Source organism: Pseudomonas sp. PDM04, from assembly GCF_014851765.1.
GTDB lineage: Bacteria > Pseudomonadota > Gammaproteobacteria > Pseudomonadales > Pseudomonadaceae > Aquipseudomonas.
In genome coordinates this window covers 1-21,184 of record NZ_JACVAI010000007.1, presented here as the reverse complement: position 1 = coordinate 21,184, position 21,184 = coordinate 1, and the positions used below count along the sequence as shown (strand labels likewise).

Genomic DNA, 21,184 nt, shown 5'->3' with positions numbered 1-21,184 from the left:
TTCTGCCACAGCTTGCCGTTTGGTGATCCGGGAACTGGCACGTATGATGCTTCACAAATCTCCGCAGATTAGAAGCCTATGTCCCTGATAGTTCTACTGCTTCTGCCCTTCGTCGGCAGTTGTCTGGCAGCCGTCCTGCCGCACAACGCGCGCAACAGCGAATCGTTGCTGGCAGGCCTGGTTGCCCTCATCGGCACAATCCAGGTCGCGCTCCTCTACCCGCAGATCGCCGATGGCGGAGTCATTCGCGAGGAATTCTTCTGGTTGCCCAGCCTCGGCTTGAACTTCGTCCTGCGCATGGACGGGTTCGCCTGGCTGTTTTCGGTACTGGTGCTGGGCATCGGCACCCTGGTATCGCTGTACGCCCGCTACTACATGTCGCCCGACGACCCGGTGCCACGTTTCTTCGCGTTTTTCCTGGCGTTCATGGGCGCCATGCTCGGCCTGGTGATTTCCGGCAACCTGATCCAGATCGTGTTTTTCTGGGAACTGACCAGCCTCTTCTCGTTCCTGTTGATCGGTTACTGGCACCACCGCGCCGACGCCCGACGCGGCGCCTACATGGCGCTGATGGTCACCGGTGCGGGCGGATTGTGCCTGCTGGCGGGGGTCATGCTGCTCGGCCATGTGGTGGGCAGCTATGACCTGGACAAGGTCCTGGCCGCCGGCGATCTGATTCGCGCACATGCCCTCTACCCTATCCTGCTACCCCTGATCCTGATTGGCGCCCTGAGCAAGAGCGCGCAATTCCCCTTCCATTTCTGGCTGCCCCACGCGATGGCGGCACCGACTCCCGTCTCGGCCTATCTGCACTCGGCGACCATGGTCAAGGCCGGGGTATTTCTCCTGGCGCGGCTGTGGCCATCGTTGTCCGGCAGTGAAGAATGGTTCTACATCGTCAGCGGCGCCGGCGCCTGCACCCTGTTGCTCGGCGCGTACTGCGCGATGTTCCAGAACGACCTCAAGGGCCTGCTGGCCTACTCGACCATCAGTCACCTGGGCCTGATCACCCTGCTGCTCGGCCTGAACAGCCCGCTGGCGGCCGTGGCCGCGGTGTTCCACATATTCAACCACGCCACGTTCAAGGCCTCGCTGTTCATGGCCGCCGGCATCATCGACCACGAAAGCGGCACCCGCGACATCCGCAAGCTCAGCGGCCTGATCAAGCTGATCCCGTTCACGGCAACCCTGGCCATGGTCGCCAGCGCTTCGATGGCGGGCGTGCCGTTGCTCAACGGCTTCCTGTCGAAAGAAATGTTCTTCGCCGAAACGGTGTTCATCAACGCGACCGCCTGGGTCGAGATCACCCTGCCAATCGTCGCGACCATTGCCGGCACTTTCAGCGTCGCCTATGCACTGCGCTTCACCGTTGATGTGTTCTTCGGTCCGACCGCCACCGACCTGCCGCATGTGCCCCACGAGCCGCCGCGCTGGATGCGTGCGCCGGTGGAGTTGCTGGTGTTTGCCTGTCTGATCGTGGGCATTTTCCCCGCGCAAGTGGTCGGCCCGTTGCTGGCGGCCGCCGCCGTGCCCGTCGTCGGCGGCACCCTGCCCGAGTACAGCCTGGCGATCTGGCACGGCTGGAATGCGCCGATGATCATGAGCCTGATCGCCATGTCCGGCGGCATCGTGCTGTACCTGCTGCTGCGCAATCAGCTCAAGCGCGGACGCTTCAAGTACCCGCCGATCATTGGCCTGTTCAATGGCAAGCGCCTGTTCGAGCGCAGCCTGGTGATCATGATGCGCCTGGCCCGTCGCCTCGAGCGGCGCATCAGCACCAAGCGCCTGCAAAGCCAGTTGTTCCTGATGGTGCTCGCCGCCGTGCTGGCCGGGCTGATCCCGATGCTGCACAGCCAGCTGAGCTGGGGCGACCGACCGAAGATTCCGGGCTCGATCGTGTTCGTGACCCTGTGGTTGCTGGCAATCGCCTGCGCCCTCGGCGCGGCGTGGCAGGCCAAGTATCACCGCCTCGCAGCCCTGACCATGGTCAGCGTGTGCGGCCTGATGACCTGCATCACTTTCGTCTGGTTCTCGGCGCCGGACCTGGCGCTGACGCAACTGGTGGTCGAAGTGGTGACCACGGTGCTGATCCTCCTGGGCCTGCGCTGGCTGCCACGGCGGATCGAAGAGGTTTCGCCGCTGCCGAGCAGCCTGCGCAAGGCGCGCATCCGTCGCCTGCGCGACTTGCTGCTATCGATTGCCGTGGGTGGGGGTATGGCGCTGCTGTCCTACGCCATGCTGACGCGCCAGACGCCTAACGACATTTCCTCGTTCTACTTGAGCCGCGCCTTGCCCGAGGGCGGCGGCAGCAATGTGGTCAACGTGATGCTGGTGGACTTCCGGGGCTTCGACACCCTGGGCGAAATCACCGTGCTGGTGGCCGTGGCGCTGACCGTATTCGCCCTGCTGCGCCGCTTCCGCCCTCCCAAGGAAAGCCTGCAACTGCCGGCCCAGCAACGCCTGCTGGCGCCCGACGTCGCCACCGACCTGGTCAACCCGCGCCAGGCCAGCGACACCGCGCTCGGTTTCATGATGGTGCCGGCGGTGCTGGTGCGTCTGCTGCTGCCGATTGCATTCGTGGTGTCGATCTACCTGTTCATGCGCGGCCACAACCAGCCGGGCGGCGGTTTTGTCGCCGGGCTGGTGATGTCGGTGGCGTTCATCCTGCAATACATGGTGGCCGGCACGCAGTGGGTCGAGGCGCAAATGAGCCTGCGACCCCTGCGCTGGATGGGCACGGGCCTGCTGTTCGCCACGGTCACCGGCCTGGGTGCGACGGCGGTCGGTTATCCGTTCCTGACCACCCACACCTGGCACTTCGAACTGCCGCTGCTGGGCGACCTGCACCTGGCCAGCGCGTTGTTCTTCGACATCGGCGTGTACTCGGTGGTGGTCGGCTCGACCCTGTTGATCCTCACCGCCCTCGCCCACCAATCGGTTCGCGCTCACAAAACCGCAGCCCTGCCCAAATCCGTCGCCACGAAAGGAGCCGTCTGATGGAAGAAGTCATCGCAATCGCCATCGGCGTCCTGGCCGCGTCCGGCGTCTGGCTGATCCTGCGACCACGGACGTTCCAGGTGGTCATGGGCCTGTGCCTGCTGTCGTACGGGGTCAACCTGTTCATCTTCAGCATGGGCAGCCTGTTCATCGGCAAGGAGCCGATCATCAAGGACGGCGTGCCCCAGGATCTGTTGCACTACACCGACCCGCTGCCGCAGGCACTGGTGCTGACCGCCATCGTCATCAGCTTCGCCATGACCGCGCTGTTTCTCGTGGTGCTGCTGGCATCGCGTGGCCTGACCGGCACCGACCATGTGGATGGCCGGGAGCCTAAAGAATGAATGTGATGACGCACCTGATCGCCGCACCGATCCTGCTGCCGCTGCTGACCGCCGCGATCATGCTGATGCTGGGTGAGAAACACCGGCCGCTGAAGGCCAAAATCAATCTGTTCTCCAGCCTGCTCGGCCTGGGCATTTCCCTGGTGCTGCTGCAATGGACGCAAACCACTGGCGTGCCCGGTTCCATCGGTGTGTACCTGCCGGGCAACTGGCAAGCGCCGTTCGGCATCGTGCTGGTGGTCGATCGCTTGTCGGCGCTGATGCTGGTGCTGACCGGGATCATCGGCGTCAGCGCCCTGGTGTTCGCCCTGGCCCGCTGGGACCGTGCCGGCTCGAGTTTCCATGCGCTGTTCCAGATCCAGTTGATGGGCCTGTATGGCGCGTTCCTGACCGCGGACCTGTTCAACCTGTTCGTGTTTTTCGAGGTGCTGCTGGCCGCGTCGTATGGCCTGTTGCTTCACGGTTCTGGTCGGGCGCGGGTGTCCTCGGGGCTGCATTACATCTCGATCAACCTGCTGGCCTCGTCGCTGTTCCTGATTGGCGCGGCGCTGATCTACGGCGTCACCGGCACCCTGAACATGGCCGACCTGGCACTGAAGATTCCGCTGGTGGAAGAAGCCGATCGCGGCCTGCTGCACGCGGGCGCAGCGATCCTGGCCGTGGCGTTCCTGGCCAAGGCTGGCATGTGGCCGCTGAATTTCTGGCTGGTGCCGGCCTATTCCGCCGCCAGCGCGCCGGTGGCCGCGATGTTCGCGATCATGACCAAAGTCGGCGTCTATACCCTGCTACGCCTGTGGACGTTGCTGTTTTCCGGCCAGGCCGGCGCGTCGGCGTACTTTGGCGGCGACTGGCTGATCTACGGCGGCCTGGCGAGCATCGCCTGCGCCGCCGTGGCGATCATCGCCGCGCAGCGCCTGGAGCGCATGGCCAGCCTGAGCATCCTGGTGTCGGCGGGCATCCTGCTGTCGGCCATCGGATTTGCCCAGCCGAACCTGATTGCCGCCGCGCTGTTCTACCTGGTCAGCTCGACCCTGGCGCTGAGCGCGTTGTTCCTGCTGGCGGAATTGATCGAGCGCTCGCGTTCGGCCAATGAAATGCCGCTGGAGGACGACGGCGACCTGATTGCGCGGCCACTGGAATCCCTGCAACCGCCCAAAGGCATCAACCTCGACGACGAACAGAAAGCCGTGGTCGGTCAGGTGATTCCCTGGACCATGGCATTCCTCGGCCTGAGTTTCATTGCCTGCGCCCTGCTGATCATCGGCATGCCGCCGCTGTCCGGGTTCATCGGCAAACTGGGCCTGCTCACCGCCCTGCTCAACCCGCTGGGTCTGGGCCAGGGCACCGATGCCCCGGTGTCGAACGCCGCGTGGGGGTTGCTGGCGTTGCTGATTCTTTCCGGGCTGGCGTCACTGATTGCCTTCTCGCGCCTGGGCGTGCAGCGCTTCTGGACGCCTGAAGAACGGCCCTCGCCCCTGCTGCGTCGGTTCGAATGCATCCCGATCATCGTGTTGCTGGGCTTGAGCATTGCCCTGACGTTCAAGGCTGAACCGCTGATCCGCTACACCCAGGCCGCCGCCCAGGCCCTGAACAACCCGCAGCAATACGTGATGGCGGTGCTCGGCACCCGCGCCGTCCCGAGCCCGGAAGCCCGGTCTGCCGTTGCGGAGGTGCAGCCATGAAGCGTTTGTTTCCGGCCCCCTGGCTGTCGTTGGCATTGTGGCTGTTGTGGTTGGTGCTGAACCTGTCGATCAGCCCCGGCAATCTGTTGCTGGGTGCGGCGCTGGGGTTCTGCGCACCCTTGATGATGCGCAAGTTGCGGCCCCTGCCGATCCGTATCCGGCGCCCCGGGGTGCTTGTGCGGTTGTTCCTGATCGTCGGCCGTGACGTGCTGGCCTCCAACCTCGCCGTGGCCTGGGGCGTGCTGAATGCCGGCCGACGGGCGCCGCGCTCGCAATTCGTCAAGGTGCCGCTGGACCTGCGCGACGCCAACGGCCTGGCGGCGTTGGCGATGATCTGCACCGTGGTCCCCGGCACCGTCTGGTCGGAACTGGCGCTGGATCGCAGCATCCTGCTGCTGCACGTCTTCGACCTGGATGACGAAGCGCAGTTTATCGAGCATTTCAAGGCGACCTACGAGCAGCCCTTGATGGAGATCTTCGAATGAGTCCCCTGCTGTCGAATGCGATTCTGCTGAGCCTGTTCATTTTTTCCCTGGCGATGGTGCTGACGCTGACCCGGCTGTTCAAGGGCCCCTCGGCCCAGGACCGGGTGCTGGCGCTGGATTACCTGTATATCCTCGCCATGCTGATGATGCTCACCCTGGGCATCCGCTATGCCAGTGACACCTACTTCGAAGCGGCGCTGCTGATTGCCCTGTTCGGCTTCGTCGGCTCGTTTGCCCTGGCGAAATTCCTCCTGCGTGGCGAGGTGATCGAATGAACGCGGAACTGTCTTTGTGGGTGGAAATCCCGGTGGCGATCCTGCTGGTGCTCAGCAGTGTGTTTGCGTTGATCGGTGCGCTCGGGCTGGCGCGGATGAAGGATTACTTCCAGCGCATGCACCCACCGGCCCTGGCCTCGACACTGGGCGCATGGTGCGTGGCGCTGGCGTCGATCATCTACTTTTCGGCGCTCAAGTCCGGACCGGTGCTGCATGCCTGGCTGATTCCGATCCTGCTGGCGATCACCGTGCCGGTGACCACTTTGCTGCTAGCGCGCGCCGCGTTGTTCCGCAAGCGCATGGCCGGGGATGATGTACCGGCCGAGGTGAGCAGTCGGCGGACTGAGACTGGGGGCTGAATCCGCGAATTTGCATCGCGAGCAAGCCCGCTCCTGCATGGGGCTTTCAGTTTGAAATGAGGCCTGCGGGAGCGTCGCCGCAACGATTCGACCTGCTCGCGATATCCACAGCCACGTGACCTCAGACCCAGGCGACCGCCAACAATCCCGACCCCAACCCCACGCACAACGGCGAATACACCCAGGTGTCGAGCCGGGCAAATTTCGAATCCTTGATCTGCTTGAAAAACCCCACCAGTTCGGAATCGCCTATCGCCCGGGCAAACATCAGGATGGCAATGGCGCTGATCACCCACTGCAATGATTGATGCGGGACCGCCGGGACCCACCAGCCGACCCGCAGACACACCAGCAAGGCGATCACCAGCAAGGCTGCGGCCACCAGCAGGGTCATCCAGCCTCGCGGCTTGAAAGCCGGCCGCAGCCGCACACTGCCCTCCACCGGCACCTGCGGGATGGCAGCCAGCATCGCCCACTCGCCACCCAGGCCCCAATAAACGTGTACCAAACTGATCACTGCCAATATCGTCACCAGCCATTGAGCCAACGCAAAGGTCATGGTTGAAGATCCTTGAAAGGGATTTGGACAGAATCATCCTAGTCGGCATTTCCTGGCGTGCACGACCGGTCGGCGGAGCAAGTGCTTGACCTGACAGGAGCACAGTAAAAGCATCGCGGGCGGGTTCGCCCCCACAACGGGTCTCATACCGATGTGGGGGCGAGCCCGCCCGCGATGGCTGCCTGCGCTTCAACGCATCACTTCAACCCGGCCGTCACCTTGTCCGCCACATCCTTGGGCACCCACGCCTGCCACACGTCGGGATGCGCCTTCATGAACGCCTCCGCCGCCTGCCGTGGCGGGGTGTGTTTTTCGCTCATGTCAGCCAGGGCCTTGTTCAGCGGATCGATGGGGAAATCGACCTTGCTGAAGAACTCGGCAATCTGCGGGTACTGTTTCTGGAAGGGTGTGGACACGCCGATGGACAGCTTCGAGGCCAGTGAGCGGGTCGGCTTGGGGTCAGGGTTATCGGCGTCAGTCAGGGTCTTCCAGGCCTCGGCGTCGAACGGCGGCTCTTCCAGCTGGATCAGCTTGAAGCGTCCGAGCAATGGCGTCGGCGACCAGTAATAGAACAGGACCGGCTTGCCGCGACGGATCGACGAACTGATCTCGGCGTCCAGCGCCGCCCCCGAGCCACTGCGGAAGTTCACATAGCTGTCATCCAGGCCATACGCCTTGAGCTTCTGCTTGTTCACCACCTCGGACGTCCAGCCGATCGGACTGTTGAGGAAGCGTCCCTTGCCCGGGGATTCCGGGTCGCTGAATACGCCCTTGTATTTCGGCAGGTCGCTGACGCTGCGCAGATCCGGCGCCATTGGCTTGATGCCCTTCGCCGGGTCGCCCTTGATCACGTACTCCGGCACCCACCAGCCTTCGGTGGCGCCCTTGACCGTGTCGCCGAGGCTGACCACCTTGCCTTCGGCCTCGGCCTTGACCCACACCGGGCTGCGACCGGCCCATTCCTCGCCGATGACCTGAATGTCGTTATTGGCCAGTGCGGTTTCCAGGGTGATGGTGGTGCCAGGCAAGGTATCGGTCGGCAGCCCGTAGCCCTTCTCGACGATGATCCGCAGGATATCGGTGATCAGGCTGCCGCTCTCCCAGTTCAGGTCAGCGAAGTGGATCGGCGCCTGTGCGGCGAGGACCGGAAGGGGCGAACCCAGGCCGAAAGCGACCAGGGCAGTGGCCAGCAACCGTCGAAATCCGTTCATGCTTTTGCACCTCGTGCTGTTCACAGCAATAGCAGGATGGCCTGGCAGAAGACCGCAAGCCTCAAAATACTCAGTCAACTGACTGTAGTAGAGGTTCCTGCTTTCGAGGGGGATGGACTAATTTTCGGAAGTTTCCTGCAAACGCGCCAACGCTCTCCTGACCATGCTGGCGTACTCCGCCGGACGCAAGGCATAGATCTGCGACGCCACCCAGCCCAGCCAGGCGCCTTTCAACACGGCCTTCTGTTCGAACAGACGACACGCCTCGACCTGGGCGCTGGCCAGGTGCTGTTGGTGAAACTCGGCGCGGCCCTGGGTCATCACTCGCTGGCCTTGAAGGTCACCAGTTCGCCCTTGCGCCACTTGGCGGCCTTGGCCGTCACGGCCTTGAGCGTTTTGGTCAGGCCTTCCTGCAGCTGTTGGTGCGCGGCGAACACCGTCACCACGCTGTGCCCTTCCTTGAACACGATGCCCTGCCCGTCGGTCGTGCTGACGTAGGCGTAATCGCCGATGCCATAGACGGTCAGCTTGATGTCGCGGAACCTGATCTCCAGCTTGCCGCCTTCACGGCTGGGCAGCACCGAAGCACTGAAATGATCGCCGACCTTGAGCTTCAGGCCCGGCTTGTCATCCACCACCAGCGCGGACTCGGTATCGAGTTCGGCAATGTAGATACCTTCGGCGTTTTGCTCAGTGACATAGACAAAACGTGACTGGAACTGTTTAACCAACTTTGCGCGCAGATCACCCAGCACGAACAAAGCATGCATATCGAGATTACTTACTGCCAAGGAAACATCCCCACATTTGAAAATGATGCTGCGCACAGACAGACCGCGCACAGCAGAAATAAGCGGCAATGCCAAAGTTGTACCAAAGTGGCCGGGGTCAATCCGGAAACGAGCACAGGGCTCATCCATCGCAAGACGTGAGAAGACTAATGGAATGAGACTCGCACCGTCCTGCCTGGTATTCGTCAAAAGATGAAGGAAATCGCCCTTCTGATCGCCAGAAAAACAGGACTACCAACCTTAGGGAAAAAACGCTGCAAAAAAAGCATTTTTCCGACATATCCCTCGCAAAAAATTGCTTTAGATAACCGTCAAGCGCTAACCCTGACGGTGATTCTAGAGCAGCGATGCTCACCGAGACCAGCCAAAACGCCGTACACACGTCGGCAAAACCATGAAAAGGACTTCATATGTGCACCCTGACACACTTGGTACCCCCTACTTGCCCTCCATCCAACCTGCATTCGACGCTGTTCGCATCCCCCTGTTTTCCTGCCGAAGCGCCGGACCTGCTACGTTTTCAGGTGGTATTGGCCGGGAATGCATTCTTCCACATCAAGGAAATATCCACGGGCCACGTCAGAGGTTTCCGCAGCAATCACAATGAAGCCTGTGCATTGGCACGTGCACTCGAGTTGCGCGGACGAACGGTATGACCTCTCTTCGCTGCAGATGTTTCGCCGTGCCGACGACTTAAGTCAGCCGTCGGCCGGTAAGTGCTGCCATACTGCCTGACCCGCAAAACCCGTTCCCAGTCGGACGGCGTTCCACTCAACCTGCAGTGTCCAAGGGAAAGGCTATTACGTGACGGAATTTGATATCGGTGAATTTTTTATCCGGGGTGAAGCCCGGGAAGTCGAGGGTGAGTTCCAGGCCGTCATTGTCATGCGCGCCAAACCGCCACTGACGGCCGTGACCTGCCATCAGGTCGAGAAAGATCGCTGGTTCAAAACCTCGGAGCTCGCCGCCATTGCCGCCCGGGAAGCGGCAAAGGCCCTGAAACTCGCCGTGGATCAGGGCGCATTGAAGTCCTGAGCGCCCCCTTCACCGTCCACGTTCACACCGGCTCCGCGCATTCTGATCGAACTCCTGAGGCACGCACGCCTCAGATGCAATGCAATCGCACCGACGGTCTTGCACCCGCACCACCCACCAGGAGAAGAACATGGACTCACCGACACATGACCTCGAAGGCTTGTTCGACCAACTCGGCCTGGACTCCAGCGAAAGCGCCATCGATGACTTCATCGCCAGCCATTCTCCGCTGCCCGACGACAGAAAACTCATCGATGCCGATTTCTGGACCCCGCAGCAAGCTGCCTTTCTCAAGGAACAACTGCGCGAAGACGCCGACTGGGCGCGGGTGGTCGATGATTTGAATCTGCGCATGCATCAGGTTCACTGATCCGCAGGAACAAAATCAGCGTTCTCCTGTGGGAGCGAGCCTGCTCGCGATCAACGTCCGGACAACGCAGACGTCCAGACAGCCCGCGTCATCGTTGGCAACCATCGCGAGCGGGCTCGCTCGCTCAGGCTCCCCCGCTCAACGCGGCGCCTCGGGCTTGTACCCCAGCCGCAATCCGCCCCAATGCCGTCCCTTGACCATGACCGGCACCGACAGATCGTGCATCAACTCCCCGGTATCGCGCGTGTAGGTCTGCAACAGCACGGCCTGCTGATGGCTGCCACAACGAATCCCGGTGCGATCGGCAAACTTGCGTTTGGTCCGGTTCTGCAGGGTGTCGACCTGGGCATCGCCTGTGAGCGGCTGACTGAACACCTTGTTATGCGTCGGCACATAACCTTGCTGCGTGCAGGCAATCGCAAACACCAGGCCTTCATGGCGCGGCAGTAAGGGCTCCTGGATCGCCGGCAACACCTGGTCGGTGTAACGATCGAAACGCGTCTGGTACTTGACCGGGCTGGTGTTGGGAATGGTCTGATAGTTACGGTCGAACAAATCCTCTAGGCTGATGCGGCCAGCGTCGATGTCGGCTTCAAATCGCGCCGCGATCTGACTCGCGCCTTCGCGGGCCAGGTCGTAGATCCGCTGGTGGTAATCATCGAGCCCGACTTCGGACAGGCGCTCGCTGATGGTTTCGGCCTGCCCCTCCATCTGGACGGCGGCTTGCGCCAGGCGCTGGGTCTGTTGATCACTGACCGCCAGGTCGCTGCGCATTTGCTCGATGGCGTGGAACAGGCTGTCGAGTTGTTCACGGTTGGTCTCCGCGCCCCTGGCGATATCGCCGACCTGGCTTTCGACGCCGGCCGCCAGGCGGGCGATGTTCTCCAAGTGCTGCCCGGTGTGCTCGACCTGTTCGACACCGGTGTCCAGGTCGCTGGACAACTGGCGGATCTGCTCCACCACCTGCGCAGTGCGTTGCTGGATATCGGCCACCATCTCGCCGACTTCACCGGTAGCGGTTGCCGTGCGCGCCGCCAGACCACGAACCTCATCGGCCACCACCGCAAACCCGCGCCCGTGCTCCCCGGCGCGTGCCGCTTCGATGGCGGCGTTCAGGGCCAGCAGGTTGGTCTGGCTGGCGATGGACTGGATCACCAGCGTGACGCGCTGGATGTCGTCGCTGCGCAGGCTCAACGCCTCGATCAGCTCACGGCTGCTGTTGGCGCGTTGACTGAGCTGATGCATGCGGCTGATCGACTCGATCAGCTCGGTGCGCCCGGCGGCGCTGCTCTGATGAGCCTCGCTCGCAGCGTTGAGGGCGGCTCGACTAAGGGTCGAAGTGGCTTGTTCGGTGGCGATCATCACCTCGGCATTGCTGACAATCTGTGCCGCAGACCCGAGTTGTGATTGCAGTTTGTCCGCCAGTTGCCTGACCGAATAAGCCACACCGGCGGCTGACAGTGCGTTATGGCTGGTGGTGTAGGAAAGGTCGCGAGTCAGTTCAGCCATCGCGTTGGCCTGGTCGACCGGCGCGGCCGCAGGGACGGCGCGGGAACGCAGGCGAGGCAGCCACACCACCAGCACCGCCATCGGCAAGCCAAGGTAAAGCGACCATCCGCCCAGCGCCATGCCGCACATCAACAGCATCAGGGCGATGCTCTGCAGGGTCGGCGTCAGCCAGAGGTTTTTCGGCAACAAGGCGGGCGCCTGCCCTGCCCCGACCAGAGATCCGTCGCGCGTCATCTTCGTCACCCACACTTCTAATTGTTGTGCCTGCATTAAACGCCACTACAAGGCCATTAGCCATGGTCCCTTAGTCGCGGTCGCTGCAGCCGATAAAATAGAAACACCCGGGGGCTTTTCGCAGACGAAAAAAAGCATCGCGGGCCAGCCTTGCTCCTTCAGGAGTGGGGCTGCCCCGCGATGCGTGGCGCTACGAAATCAGGCCTGACGCTGGTGCTTGTCGATCTGTTCGTGACGCTCTTGGGCTTCGATGCAGTATTTGGTGGTCGGACTGATCAGCAGGCGCTTCAGGCCAATGGCCTCGCCGCTGTCGTCGCACCAGCCGAAGCTGTCTTCTTTGATGCGTTCCAGAGCCTGTTCCAACTGAGGCAGCATGCGCTGGTCGCGATCGATCGCGTTCACCAGCCAGGTGCGCTCTTCTTCAACGGAAGCCGCGTCAGCCGGATCGGCCGGAGAATCCAGGCTCTCGATGGCGATGCGGTTCTGCTCGATGCGCTCATGGGTTTCGACTTTCATGTTCTGCAACAGCTCAGCGAAAAAAGCATGTTGCTCGGCATTCATGTAGTCATCCGCCGGCATCGCCAGCAACTTGTCCTTTGTCATTGATATCTCTATAAAAAAACGTGCATTAAGGCGAATCAGGGAGCGTTCCGGCGACCATTTCTGGCCATCGCAACGGCGCCATTCATTCCAAGCGCCACCCGGCACTCAATTTACGAGGGGCGGCAGTCTAAGGCCGACTTGAGGCCTCAGCAACAGAAAAGACCACGAATCTGTCCGACAAAGCCTTGAAAGTGCGCTGCGTCAGTCTTTGCGCCGGCTATCGGAGTGCGTTTATAGCAAGAAATTCAACGCCGTGGCGGTATATAGAAGACAAACGGCCTTGGCAGCAAGGGTTATCGGCCGGATCCGGCATTTGCTGAGCCCCTGGCCATTCACCCTGCCCTGAACGAAAACGCCGCTCCTGACAGAGCAGGAACGGCGCAGGCATTAGCCTCGGGGGGTCAGTGCATGAACAGGGCGATCAGGATGATGATCGGGATCGGTACACCAAGAAAGAACAGCAGTAATGAGCGCATGAGGATTCTCCCGGGTTAGCGAACAGGGGCGGTGGTGACGTAAGTGTCGGTTTCCAGGTACACCACGGCATCCCGACGACGACCGCCGAAGGTAGCGGCGAGGCTGGCGAAAAATGCACCGATCAGCAGTGCGATGAACATCCACAACGAGGTCCAGGCAGCGACTTTGGCGGCCGTATCGGCAGCCTGTTGCGCGGCCAGCTTGGCGTCGGCCACGGCTTTCTGGGTGCGGGCATAGACTTCATCGACCCGACGCTCGGCATCGGCCTGCGTCAGGTTGGTGCGCTGGGCCACCAGTTGAGCCAGGTAGGTACGGTCTTCGGCAGACAGTTGTCCGTCGTTGCTCAGCGAGCGCACGAAGATGCGGGTCACGGTGCCGCGGGCGGCGTCATCACTGACGGCGACCGGGCGATCGTCGCGGAACAGGCTGTCGACGAAATAGCCGTACTGGTCGCCGTCGCTGTTGGCGGCGGCTGTGCCGGCCGCTTGCGTCGCGACACTGGCGGCCCCGCCGGCCACACTGGCCCCGGCCTGGACACCGCTGCTGACCACACCGCTGACCGAGCCGAGCACCAGCGTGGCCGTCACCAGCGTGGCGACGCACCAGGCCAGGAAGCCATGGGCAGTATCACGGAAATACACTTCGTCGCCGTGCATGTTGGCCCACTTCACCCGCAGGCGGCCGGCGATGTAGCCACCGAGCCCGGAAGCGAGGATTTGCGTCACGGCCAGCCAGATAATGGTGGAAATCCCCAGCCCCTTGGCGCTGACGCCTTCGTGGGCCCAGGGTGATACGGCGGAAAAGCCCAGTCCGACGCCCAGCAGCACCAGGATCAGCGACAACGCCGCCGCGGCAGCGGCCCCGGCGAATATCGCGCCCCAGGAGACGCCCGACAGCGAACTGGCTTCTTCTTCGGCAGGATAGAAACCATCAGGGGATCTATTCATTATTATGTCGCTCCAGGCAAGAAAGATGTTGTTACAACTCGTCATCAGAGGAATTGCAGTCACCGTGCCAGTCGTCGACTTTGAATAAATACTTAATTTTCAATCACTTACAAAGATCGAATTTCCTAGGACCTTGCATTTTGCAAGGAACCGCTCTTCGCAGCGGGTTTTATGCATTGCCTACTTACGTTTGTAGCTCTTGTTACCGCTGGGTGTCAGGCAGTACACCCCACCCCGAGGTCCAGTGCAGAAAGTGCCCGTGCTGCACGCACAGCCATCGGCGCTTTGCAGCAGGGTTTGCGGGCGCGCGTCGCTACGACCGCCATAAAGCGCCGAACAACTCTTCTTCGAAGCGCTGATGGAGCCGTCATTGCACAGGAACAGCTCACCCTCGCAACGATCGACACCGCCCTTCCTGCCGGAACACGGGGTATTGCCTGCCCAGGCATTGGTGCAGAAGATACATAGCAACAATACGACAACCGGCATTCCGCCACGGCTCATCAATAGGCGCACAGACCCACTCCCGTCACAGTTATGGCAACATGATATCAATGTTCCGGGTTGTCTCCTGAACCACATGAAAGTTAATTTAAAAAGTCGCCGGTATTTCTTGGCAAAATGCCCCCACACTTGCCTTGAATTGACTATCAGGTCCGCCCTATGACCCGCATCTTGACCATCGAAGACGACACCGTGACCGCCCGGGAAATTGTCGCCGAACTGAGTAGCCACGGCCTCGAAGTGGACTGGGTCGACAATGGTCGCGAAGGCCTGGAGCGCGCCGTCAGCGGCAACTACGACCTGATCACTCTCGACCGCATGCTGCCCGAGCTCGATGGCCTGGCGATTGTCACCACCCTGCGGACCATGGGCGTGGCGACACCGATCCTGATGATCAGCGCCCTCTCCGATGTCGACGAGCGCGTGCGCGGCTTGCGGGCCGGTGGCGACGACTACCTGACCAAGCCGTTCGCCACCGATGAGATGGCCGCCCGGGTCGAGGTCCTGCTGCGGCGCCAGAACACCGTGACCGCCCAGGCCACCACGTTGCGCGTGGCGGACCTGGAGCTGAACCTGATCAGCCACGAAGCCAGCCGCGACGGGCAGTTGCTGACCCTGTTGCCCACCGAATACAAACTGCTGGAATTCCTGATGCGCAACACCGGGCAGATCCTCTCGCGGATGATGATTTTCGAGGAAGTCTGGGGCTACCACTTCGACCCCGGCACCAACCTGATCGACGTGCACATCGGCCGCCTGCGCAAGAAAATCGATCCGCCTGGCAAGGTCCCACTGATTCGGACCGTGCGAGGCTCCGGCTATGTCATTGCCGAACCCGTCTAAGGGCTGGCGCTCTTCCAGCAGTCGCCTGCTCGCGCTCTACAGTTCACTGTTCGTGCTCTGGAGCGGGGTGCTCATGGGGGTCATGTATTTCGAGGTCTCGGCGTACCTGGACAACCTGGCCAAACACTCGCTGATGCAACGCCAGCATTTGTTCTCGCGCTTTTCCGGCGAGCAACTGGTGGATGCCCTCGCCGTCAGCATGACCTTCGACATTCGCGGCATCGACGCCTACGGCCTGTTCGATGCCGAGCATCGCTACCTCAGCGGCGCCCTGCACCACATCCCCGAAGGCCTGCCGCTGGACGGCAAAATCCACATGCTCAGCGACTGCGCCGACTCCGACGACCCGACCCTGCCCACGGACAGCTGCGACGCGGTCGCCACCCAGACCCGTGACGGCTGGTGGCTGATACTGGTGCGCGACAACGGCTCGCTGTTCGCCGTGACCCGGATCATCCTGCACGCGCTGTTCTGGGGGGTGACGCTGACCATCGTGCCGGGCATCGCCGGCTGGCACCTGCTGCGCCGCCGACCGCTGCGGCGTATTCGCGGGATTCAGGCCAGCGCCGAGGCCATCGTCGCCGGCGACCTGACCCGACGCCTGCCGCTGTCCAACCGGCGTGACGAACTGGACATGCTGGCCGCCATCGTCAATGTCATGCTCGAGCGCATCGAACACCTGATGAACGAGGTCAAGGGCGTGTGCGACAACATTGCCCATGACCTGCGCACGCCGCTGACCCGCTTGCGCGCGCAGTTGTATCGCATGCAGCAACAGGCCGGCGAAGGTTCGCCGCAAGCGGTGCAACTGGACTCGGTGCTGGCCGAAGCGGACACCCTGATGGCGCGTTTTCGCGGGCTGCTGCGCATTTCCGAACTGGAAGACCGGCAGCGGCGCTCCGGGTTCGTGCAACTGGACCCGGTGCCGCTGTTGCAGGAACTGCACGACTTCTACCTGCCCCTGGCGGAAGAAGGCGAACTGACGTTCAGCCTGCAATTGCCCGACACCCTGGCGCTGTTGAACGGTGACCGGGCGTTGTTGTTCGAGGCCGTGGCGAACCTGCTCAGCAACTCGATCAAGTTCACCCCCCCCGGTGGCGAGGTGATTCTGCGTGGGGTCAATCAGGACGGGCATACGCGAATCGAAGTAGAGGATTCCGGCCCCGGCATACCGCTGACGGAACGCGAGGCGGTGTTCCAGCGTTTCTACCGCGCTGAAGGCGGTAACCCGCAGAGCGGCTTTGGCCTCGGGTTGTCGATTGTGGCCGCCATCGTCAGCTTGCACGGATTTGCATTGGAAGTCGGCGACAGCGAAATGGGCGGCGCTCGGCTGGTGCTCGATTGCCGCGAGCGTTTGATTACTGCGTCTTGATGCTGGATTGCGGACGGCCCAGATACAGTGTGGGATCGGCGTTGCCCACGCATCGGAGCCCGATGCAAAACCACTGTGGGAGCGAGCCTGCTCGCGATAGCGGTGGATCAGTCGACATCTTCATTGACTAACATACCGCCATCGCGAGCAGGCTCGCTCCCACGGGTACCAGGCTGCGGATCAAGCCGGGTAATGGGCTCGCAACGCTTGCAGTCCACCCTCGTACACCTTGGTGAACAGCGCCACCACTTCCTCCTCGCTCACCCCCACCGGCTCGAACCGACCGGACCAGGTTACCCGGGCGCCCTGCCCCAGTGCTTCAACCCTGAGCGTCGCCAGATAATCCTTTGCCGGGAACGGCGCCTGCAGGATCGAGTAGCTGTAGGTCCTGCCGGCGTTATCGAACGTCTGCAGTTGCTCAACGACCACCGCGCCATCGACCGTTTGCAGATGGCGCACTCGCCCGCCTTCACTTGATTCACTACTTGCAATGAACGGCAGCCAGTCCGGCAGCGCATGAAAACCGCCGATCAATTGCCAGACCTGCTCGGCCGAAGCCGGGATGTCGATCGTTGCTGATGCTGTTGCCATGTAGCGTTTCTCCAGTCAGTCAAATTCAAATGGCCAGGCTGTCGACCACACCACCGTCGACACGCAGTGCCGCACCGGTGGTGGCCGACGACAGCGGTGACGCAATATAGGCCACCAGATTGGCAACCTCCTCGACATCCGCCACCCGCTGGATGATCGATGTCGGCCGGGCTTTGCGCACGAAGTCATCGGCCTCTTCGCGAACGCTTCGCCCCGATTGGGCAACGGCGCTGGCGAGCATCTGCTCCACACCATCGGTCAGGGTCGGCCCCGGCAGGATGGAGTTCACCGTCACGCCCGTACCGGCCAGCCGTTTGGCCAAACCGTGGGACACCGCGAGGTTAGCGCTTTTTGTCACGCCATAGTTGAGCATGTCAGCCGGAATGGCGATGCCGGACTCGGAAGACAGGAAAATCACCCGTCCCCAGCCCTGCTTGACCATGTCCGGCACATAATGCCGGGACAGGCGCACGCCGGAGATCACGTTGACCTCGTAGAACCGCGTCCATTCGCTGTCCGGGGTGTCGAAAAAATCCACGGCTTCGTAGATGCCGAGGTTGTTGACCAGGATATCCGCACGCGGCTCGGCGGCGAACAACTGTTGCGCGCCTTGCGCCGTGCCAAGGTCGGCGGTCAGGCCACGCAACTGTGCCTGCGGCACGCTCTGACGAATGCTCGCCAACGCCTCCTCGACCTTGGACGCCTGGCGCCCAATGACCACCACCGTGGCCCCGGACTCGGCCAGTGCCTTGCTGATGCCCAGACCAATGCCGGCGGTGCTGCCGCTGACGATGGCGAGTTTTCCTTCCAGATCGATCTTCATGCTCGAACTCCTGCGTCAAACAATGCGAAGGATCAGCGTAGTCGCGATATCCGCCCCGGCGAGGCGCCGCCCGTCGCCGGCTCGCTCCTCCTTGAAAGCTGGCCATCCGCGCAGGTCCGGGGTTTGGTCTTTACTGAACAGACCTTGACCCCTGCGAGCACCCCACCATGAATCGCAACGACCTGCGCCGTGTGGACATGAACCTGCTGGTGATTTTCGAAGCCCTGATGTTCGAAAGAAACCTGACACGGGCCGGGGAAAAGCTGTTTCTCGGCCAGCCGGCGGTCAGTGCCTCGCTGGCCAAATTGCGCGACCTGTTCGACGACCCGTTGCTGGTGCGCAACGGTCGCGTGCTGGAACCGACCCAGCGTGCCCTGGCGATTCTCAAGGAATTGCAGCCGGCGATGGACACCATTTCCGGCGCGGTCAGCCGGGCCAAGGATTTCGACCCGTCCACCAGCCGCGACGTGTTTCGCATCGGCCTGTCCGACGATGCCGAATTCGGTCTGTTTCCGCCGTTGCTCAAGCAGATCCGCGAGGAAGCGCAAAACGTTGTGGTGGTGGTGCGGCGGGTGAACTTCCTGCTGATGTCGTCGATGCTCGCCAGCGGCGAAATTTCCGTCGGGATCAGCTACACCACGGAGCTGCCGGCCAATGCCAAGCGCAAGAAATTGCGCGACCTGAGCGTCAAGATCCTGCGCGGAGACAGCCGCCCCGGCGCGCTCACCCTGGATGATTACTGCGAGCGTCCCCACGCGCTGGTGTCGTTCTCCGGGGACCTGACCGGAGCCATCGACAATGACCTGGCGCGCATCGGCCGTTCGCGCCGGGTGGTGCTGGCGGTGCCGCAATTCGCCGGGCTGCGCGCCCTGCTGGCCGGCACCGACATGCTCGCCACCGTTCCGGATTACGCGGCCGAAGCACTGATCGAAGGCAGCAGCCAGCTGCGGGCCGACGACCCGCCGTTCGACATCGTGCTGTCCGAGCTGTCGATGGTCTGGAACGGGGTCAACGATAACGATCCGGCAGAACGTTGGTTGCGCTCGCGTATTGCGCAACACATGTCGGCTGCGCCGCAGGCGCGTTGATCGAGGCAAAGCCCGGGTCGGTTTCCCGCAGGAAGATCGGCAGGTCGGTCATCGGCGGCATGGCCGGGATGTCGAAGTACATCTGGATCACCCAGCCCCGGTGATAGCTGGCGTGATTGACCACATGCATCAGCATCGCCCCGGCGCTCATCGTGCCACTGTCGCCCGAGACGAACGTGAACTCGATGGGTTTATCCAGCGAGGCCTCGGTCTGTCGGTCGCTCCACTGGCAATACCAGCGATCGATGTCCTGCTGCGCCCGGCGCAGGTCGGCAAGCTCGGGATGCAGCAGATCGTGGGACGTCTTGAAGCCGTGCCCAAGGCCTTCGAGGTGTGCCTTCCAGATGCAGTCCACCACGTAGATATGGTTGAGGGTGCCGATCATGTGCTTGAACACCGACACCCGCTCCTTGCTGACCTCGCCCGGCGGTAACGCGGCCAGACTGTCAAACAGCCGCTGGTTGGCCCAGCGCTTGTAGTCGACCAGCAGGCGGGCTGTGCGTGCGTTGATCATTTGAGGTCTCCCATTGGGGAGGGGCGTAGTGGTAAGCGTAGTCGGTGTGGGCTGGGATTGGCGTGAGGGGCGATTATCGGTAGGTGAGCGCATGACGAAGGAGGCGTGGTAATGAAATTCTTACCTACCGCCATGTACTTTCCGTAAATGCCTATTCCGATTGGTTACTGTGGAAAAACGTTTGCCACAGGTCGAACAGTCATAAGGTTGTTCTCCAGAGTGTGACCGAATGTGATTGGTCAGAGTATACAAATCGTTAAAACCTTTACCACAGCTCGAACAAAAAGATCGCCTTTCACCGGTGTGAATTCGACGATGCCTGATCAGACTGGAAGATTGCTTAAAGCTTTGGTGGCAAGTTTCACAAATGAAAGATTTGGTTTGGGAATGAAAAACCTGATGTCTCGTGAGGTATCTGGCGAGCTTGAATGCTTTGCCGCAAGTCGGACACACGTGAGAGGTCCCCTCGCGATGGGTTATTCGGTGTCGGCCCAGATAACGTTTGGTTGCAAACCCCTCGCCGCAGGTGACACAGACAAATCTTAGAGAGGTTTCTGCGGGCGCCCCGTAGGCGGCAGCAGATGTGGAGGGTTGAGAATCGAGAACGGAAGTTTGTCCTGAGTGCGACCCATAAGCCGTAGTTGAGGTTGATGGTTGAGGGGCCGGATCAGGATGAGCCGCACGTGATGTCGAAGGTTGTGGATCAGGAACGAGCGGATGCGCCAGGGCGGGTAAATGGCCGGCGCGAGCCAATTCTCTGGCGCGCAACCACTCGCGACGCACGTCAACCGGTTTCGCCAACACGCTCTCTATGTCGACAGTCAGTCGTGTTGGTGTGTTCGAGGCGACGGTGTCTGTTAGAGAATTGACCAGATCCAAAGCCGCGTCGTCACCTCCTGCTGCATTCCGTTCCAGCGCTTGCAGAAAACCTATCATTTCAGCTGGATTGATTGCGTCTTCTCCAACCCAACCATCTCTATCGAAATACCGCACCGGCGAGTTGCCGACAAAACAGTACAAATTCAACCCATCCACTTCCCCCGCCGGGTCCGGGTTGATCCAGCGCTGTTGCCACGGTGCGTAATAACGATAGCCGTAATAAATCAAACCCGTTGCGTCGCGCTGTTTGCCCGAGTAGCCCCAGGTCTTGTACGACGCCTTGGCGCCATGGTGCGCCACCCACCATGCCCGGCCGCCAAACGGCAGATAGCCTTCGTCGCTGATCACTGCCCCCTGTTCGTTCAATTCCAGCAGCCCGGAGCGCAAGTGGTCGGTGAGGCTGTAGCTCAGATGATCGTTGTCGACACCGGTCGGCGGTTCACCGACCCAATGTTGCAACCGCACCGTGTTGCGTCCGGCCTCAATTTCGAGCACATGGCGTTCTTCACCCTTGGCAGTGCGATGGATTTCCAGACCCGGCAGGTAACGGACTTCGCCGATCAGAGTGCGGCCGGAGGCCAGTGTTCGGCGCACCTTGCGCAGGCGTTTGCCGCCACCGCCGTAGCGAAAGGATTCGGTGTCATCCGGGCCGTCGTCGCGGGTGACCGGCGACACTTCGTTCAACTGGTTGC

The 21,184-nt window shown here is 61.8% G+C and carries 24 protein-coding genes; 12 read left to right on the top strand and 12 right to left on the bottom strand.

The genetic code is table 11. The annotated features are described in order from the left end of the window. Nucleotides 1-78 precede the first annotated feature (78 nt). Genes IB249_RS24565 through IB249_RS24540 form a run of 6 tightly spaced genes read left to right on the top strand, consistent with a single transcriptional unit; the run spans nucleotide 79 to nucleotide 6,142 of the window. Nucleotides 79-2,997, top strand: a complete 2,919-nt coding sequence (locus tag IB249_RS24565) for a monovalent cation/H+ antiporter subunit A (RefSeq protein ID WP_192308342.1) — start codon at nucleotides 79-81, stop codon at nucleotides 2,995-2,997. Next, nucleotides 2,997-3,341, top strand: a complete 345-nt coding sequence (locus tag IB249_RS24560; RefSeq protein ID WP_007986256.1) for a Na+/H+ antiporter subunit C — start codon at nucleotides 2,997-2,999, stop codon at nucleotides 3,339-3,341. The genes IB249_RS24565 and IB249_RS24560 overlap by 1 nt, the downstream gene beginning before the upstream one ends. Continuing rightward, nucleotides 3,338-5,023, top strand: a complete 1,686-nt coding sequence (locus tag IB249_RS24555; RefSeq protein ID WP_192308341.1) for a monovalent cation/H+ antiporter subunit D — start codon at nucleotides 3,338-3,340, stop codon at nucleotides 5,021-5,023. The genes IB249_RS24560 and IB249_RS24555 overlap by 4 nt, the downstream gene beginning before the upstream one ends. Next, on the top strand, nucleotides 5,020-5,508 hold the full coding sequence (locus IB249_RS24550) for a Na+/H+ antiporter subunit E (RefSeq protein WP_192308340.1): 489 nt from the start codon (nucleotides 5,020-5,022) through the stop codon (nucleotides 5,506-5,508). Before IB249_RS24555 ends, IB249_RS24550 begins: the two co-directional genes overlap by 4 nt. Further along, nucleotides 5,505-5,783: a K+/H+ antiporter subunit F gene (locus IB249_RS24545; protein WP_192308339.1), complete on the top strand. Its 279-nt coding sequence runs from the start codon at nucleotides 5,505-5,507 to the stop codon at nucleotides 5,781-5,783. Before IB249_RS24550 ends, IB249_RS24545 begins: the two co-directional genes overlap by 4 nt. Beyond that, nucleotides 5,780-6,142, top strand: coding sequence for a Na+/H+ antiporter subunit G (locus tag IB249_RS24540; protein ID WP_192308338.1), 363 nt, complete (start codon nucleotides 5,780-5,782; stop codon nucleotides 6,140-6,142). The genes IB249_RS24545 and IB249_RS24540 overlap by 4 nt, the downstream gene beginning before the upstream one ends. 121 nt (nucleotides 6,143-6,263) lie before the next feature. On the opposite strand, the gene IB249_RS24535 is transcribed toward IB249_RS24540, so the two are convergent. From IB249_RS24535 to IB249_RS24520, 4 genes are all read right to left on the bottom strand, one after another. Beyond that, a complete protein-coding gene (locus IB249_RS24535; RefSeq protein WP_192308337.1) occupies nucleotides 6,264-6,701 on the bottom strand; it encodes a DUF3995 domain-containing protein in 438 nt (145 codons plus the stop codon). A gap of 197 nt (nucleotides 6,702-6,898) precedes the next feature. Next, a complete protein-coding gene (locus IB249_RS24530) occupies nucleotides 6,899-7,912 on the bottom strand; it encodes an ABC transporter substrate-binding protein (protein ID WP_192308336.1) in 1,014 nt (337 codons plus the stop codon). Between the two features lie 117 nt (nucleotides 7,913-8,029). Next, nucleotides 8,030-8,233 (bottom strand): hypothetical protein, encoded by a 204-nt coding sequence (locus IB249_RS24525; RefSeq protein WP_192308335.1) that lies wholly within the window; start codon nucleotides 8,231-8,233, stop codon nucleotides 8,030-8,032. After that, nucleotides 8,233-8,703, bottom strand: coding sequence for a hypothetical protein (locus IB249_RS24520; protein WP_412548025.1), 471 nt, complete (start codon nucleotides 8,701-8,703; stop codon nucleotides 8,233-8,235). The genes IB249_RS24525 and IB249_RS24520 overlap by 1 nt, the downstream gene beginning before the upstream one ends. A gap of 410 nt (nucleotides 8,704-9,113) precedes the next feature. On the opposite strand from IB249_RS24520, the gene IB249_RS29855 reads away from it, so the two are divergent. The 3 genes from IB249_RS29855 to IB249_RS24510 all read left to right on the top strand — a co-directional run bounded on the left by IB249_RS29855 (nucleotide 9,114) and on the right by IB249_RS24510 (nucleotide 10,108). Continuing rightward, nucleotides 9,114-9,359 carry a hypothetical protein gene (locus IB249_RS29855; RefSeq protein ID WP_225607187.1) on the top strand — a complete coding sequence of 82 codons (246 nt, stop codon included), beginning with the start codon at nucleotides 9,114-9,116 and terminating at the stop codon, nucleotides 9,357-9,359. A gap of 148 nt (nucleotides 9,360-9,507) precedes the next feature. After that, complete coding sequence (locus IB249_RS24515; RefSeq protein WP_192308333.1) at nucleotides 9,508-9,738, top strand: hypothetical protein; 231 nt, start codon at nucleotides 9,508-9,510, stop codon at nucleotides 9,736-9,738. Between the two features lie 130 nt (nucleotides 9,739-9,868). After that, nucleotides 9,869-10,108: a DUF2789 domain-containing protein gene (locus tag IB249_RS24510; RefSeq protein WP_192308332.1), complete on the top strand. Its 240-nt coding sequence runs from the start codon at nucleotides 9,869-9,871 to the stop codon at nucleotides 10,106-10,108. Nucleotides 10,109-10,246: 138 nt separating this feature from the next. Here IB249_RS24510 and IB249_RS24505 read toward each other — a convergent pair whose 3' ends face one another. The 4 genes from IB249_RS24505 to IB249_RS24490 all read right to left on the bottom strand — a co-directional run bounded on the left by IB249_RS24505 (nucleotide 10,247) and on the right by IB249_RS24490 (nucleotide 14,382). Beyond that, nucleotides 10,247-11,470, bottom strand: a complete 1,224-nt coding sequence (locus tag IB249_RS24505) for a methyl-accepting chemotaxis protein (protein WP_225607203.1) — start codon at nucleotides 11,468-11,470, stop codon at nucleotides 10,247-10,249. A 579-nt stretch (nucleotides 11,471-12,049) separates the two neighbouring features. Next, a complete protein-coding gene (locus IB249_RS24500) occupies nucleotides 12,050-12,454 on the bottom strand; it encodes a TraR/DksA family transcriptional regulator (RefSeq protein WP_192308330.1) in 405 nt (134 codons plus the stop codon). A 491-nt stretch (nucleotides 12,455-12,945) separates the two neighbouring features. Further along, nucleotides 12,946-13,878, bottom strand: a complete 933-nt coding sequence (locus IB249_RS24495; RefSeq protein ID WP_192308329.1) for a hypothetical protein — start codon at nucleotides 13,876-13,878, stop codon at nucleotides 12,946-12,948. A gap of 180 nt (nucleotides 13,879-14,058) precedes the next feature. Beyond that, entirely contained in the window at nucleotides 14,059-14,382 is a 324-nt protein-coding gene (locus tag IB249_RS24490; RefSeq protein WP_192308864.1) for a hypothetical protein, read from the bottom strand. Between the two features lie 159 nt (nucleotides 14,383-14,541). Here IB249_RS24490 and IB249_RS24485 point away from each other — a divergent pair, with 159 nt between their 5' ends. Then, on the top strand, nucleotides 14,542-15,225 hold the full coding sequence (locus IB249_RS24485; protein WP_192308328.1) for a response regulator transcription factor: 684 nt from the start codon (nucleotides 14,542-14,544) through the stop codon (nucleotides 15,223-15,225). After that, entirely contained in the window at nucleotides 15,203-16,597 is a 1,395-nt protein-coding gene (locus IB249_RS24480; protein WP_192308327.1) for a sensor histidine kinase, read from the top strand. Before IB249_RS24485 ends, IB249_RS24480 begins: the two co-directional genes overlap by 23 nt. A 180-nt stretch (nucleotides 16,598-16,777) precedes the next feature. On the opposite strand, the gene IB249_RS24475 is transcribed toward IB249_RS24480, so the two are convergent. Both IB249_RS24475 and IB249_RS24470 read right to left on the bottom strand, forming a co-directional pair. Continuing rightward, nucleotides 16,778-17,188: an SRPBCC family protein gene (locus IB249_RS24475; protein WP_192308326.1), complete on the bottom strand. Its 411-nt coding sequence runs from the start codon at nucleotides 17,186-17,188 to the stop codon at nucleotides 16,778-16,780. Between the two features lie 25 nt (nucleotides 17,189-17,213). Continuing rightward, entirely contained in the window at nucleotides 17,214-18,011 is a 798-nt protein-coding gene (locus IB249_RS24470) for an SDR family NAD(P)-dependent oxidoreductase (protein ID WP_192308325.1), read from the bottom strand. A gap of 167 nt (nucleotides 18,012-18,178) precedes the next feature. On the opposite strand from IB249_RS24470, the gene IB249_RS24465 reads away from it, so the two are divergent. Next, complete coding sequence (locus IB249_RS24465; RefSeq protein ID WP_192308324.1) at nucleotides 18,179-19,099, top strand: LysR substrate-binding domain-containing protein; 921 nt, start codon at nucleotides 18,179-18,181, stop codon at nucleotides 19,097-19,099. Here IB249_RS24465 and IB249_RS24460 read toward each other — a convergent pair. Together IB249_RS24460 and IB249_RS24455 are read right to left on the bottom strand one after the other, a co-directional pair. Continuing rightward, complete coding sequence (locus IB249_RS24460) at nucleotides 19,020-19,613, bottom strand: DinB family protein (protein ID WP_192308323.1); 594 nt, start codon at nucleotides 19,611-19,613, stop codon at nucleotides 19,020-19,022. The genes IB249_RS24465 and IB249_RS24460 overlap by 80 nt on opposite strands. 120 nt (nucleotides 19,614-19,733) lie before the next feature. Next, nucleotides 19,734-21,184: RHS repeat-associated core domain-containing protein (locus IB249_RS24455; protein ID WP_192308322.1), on the bottom strand; the 1,451-nt coding region annotated here is incomplete at its 5' end.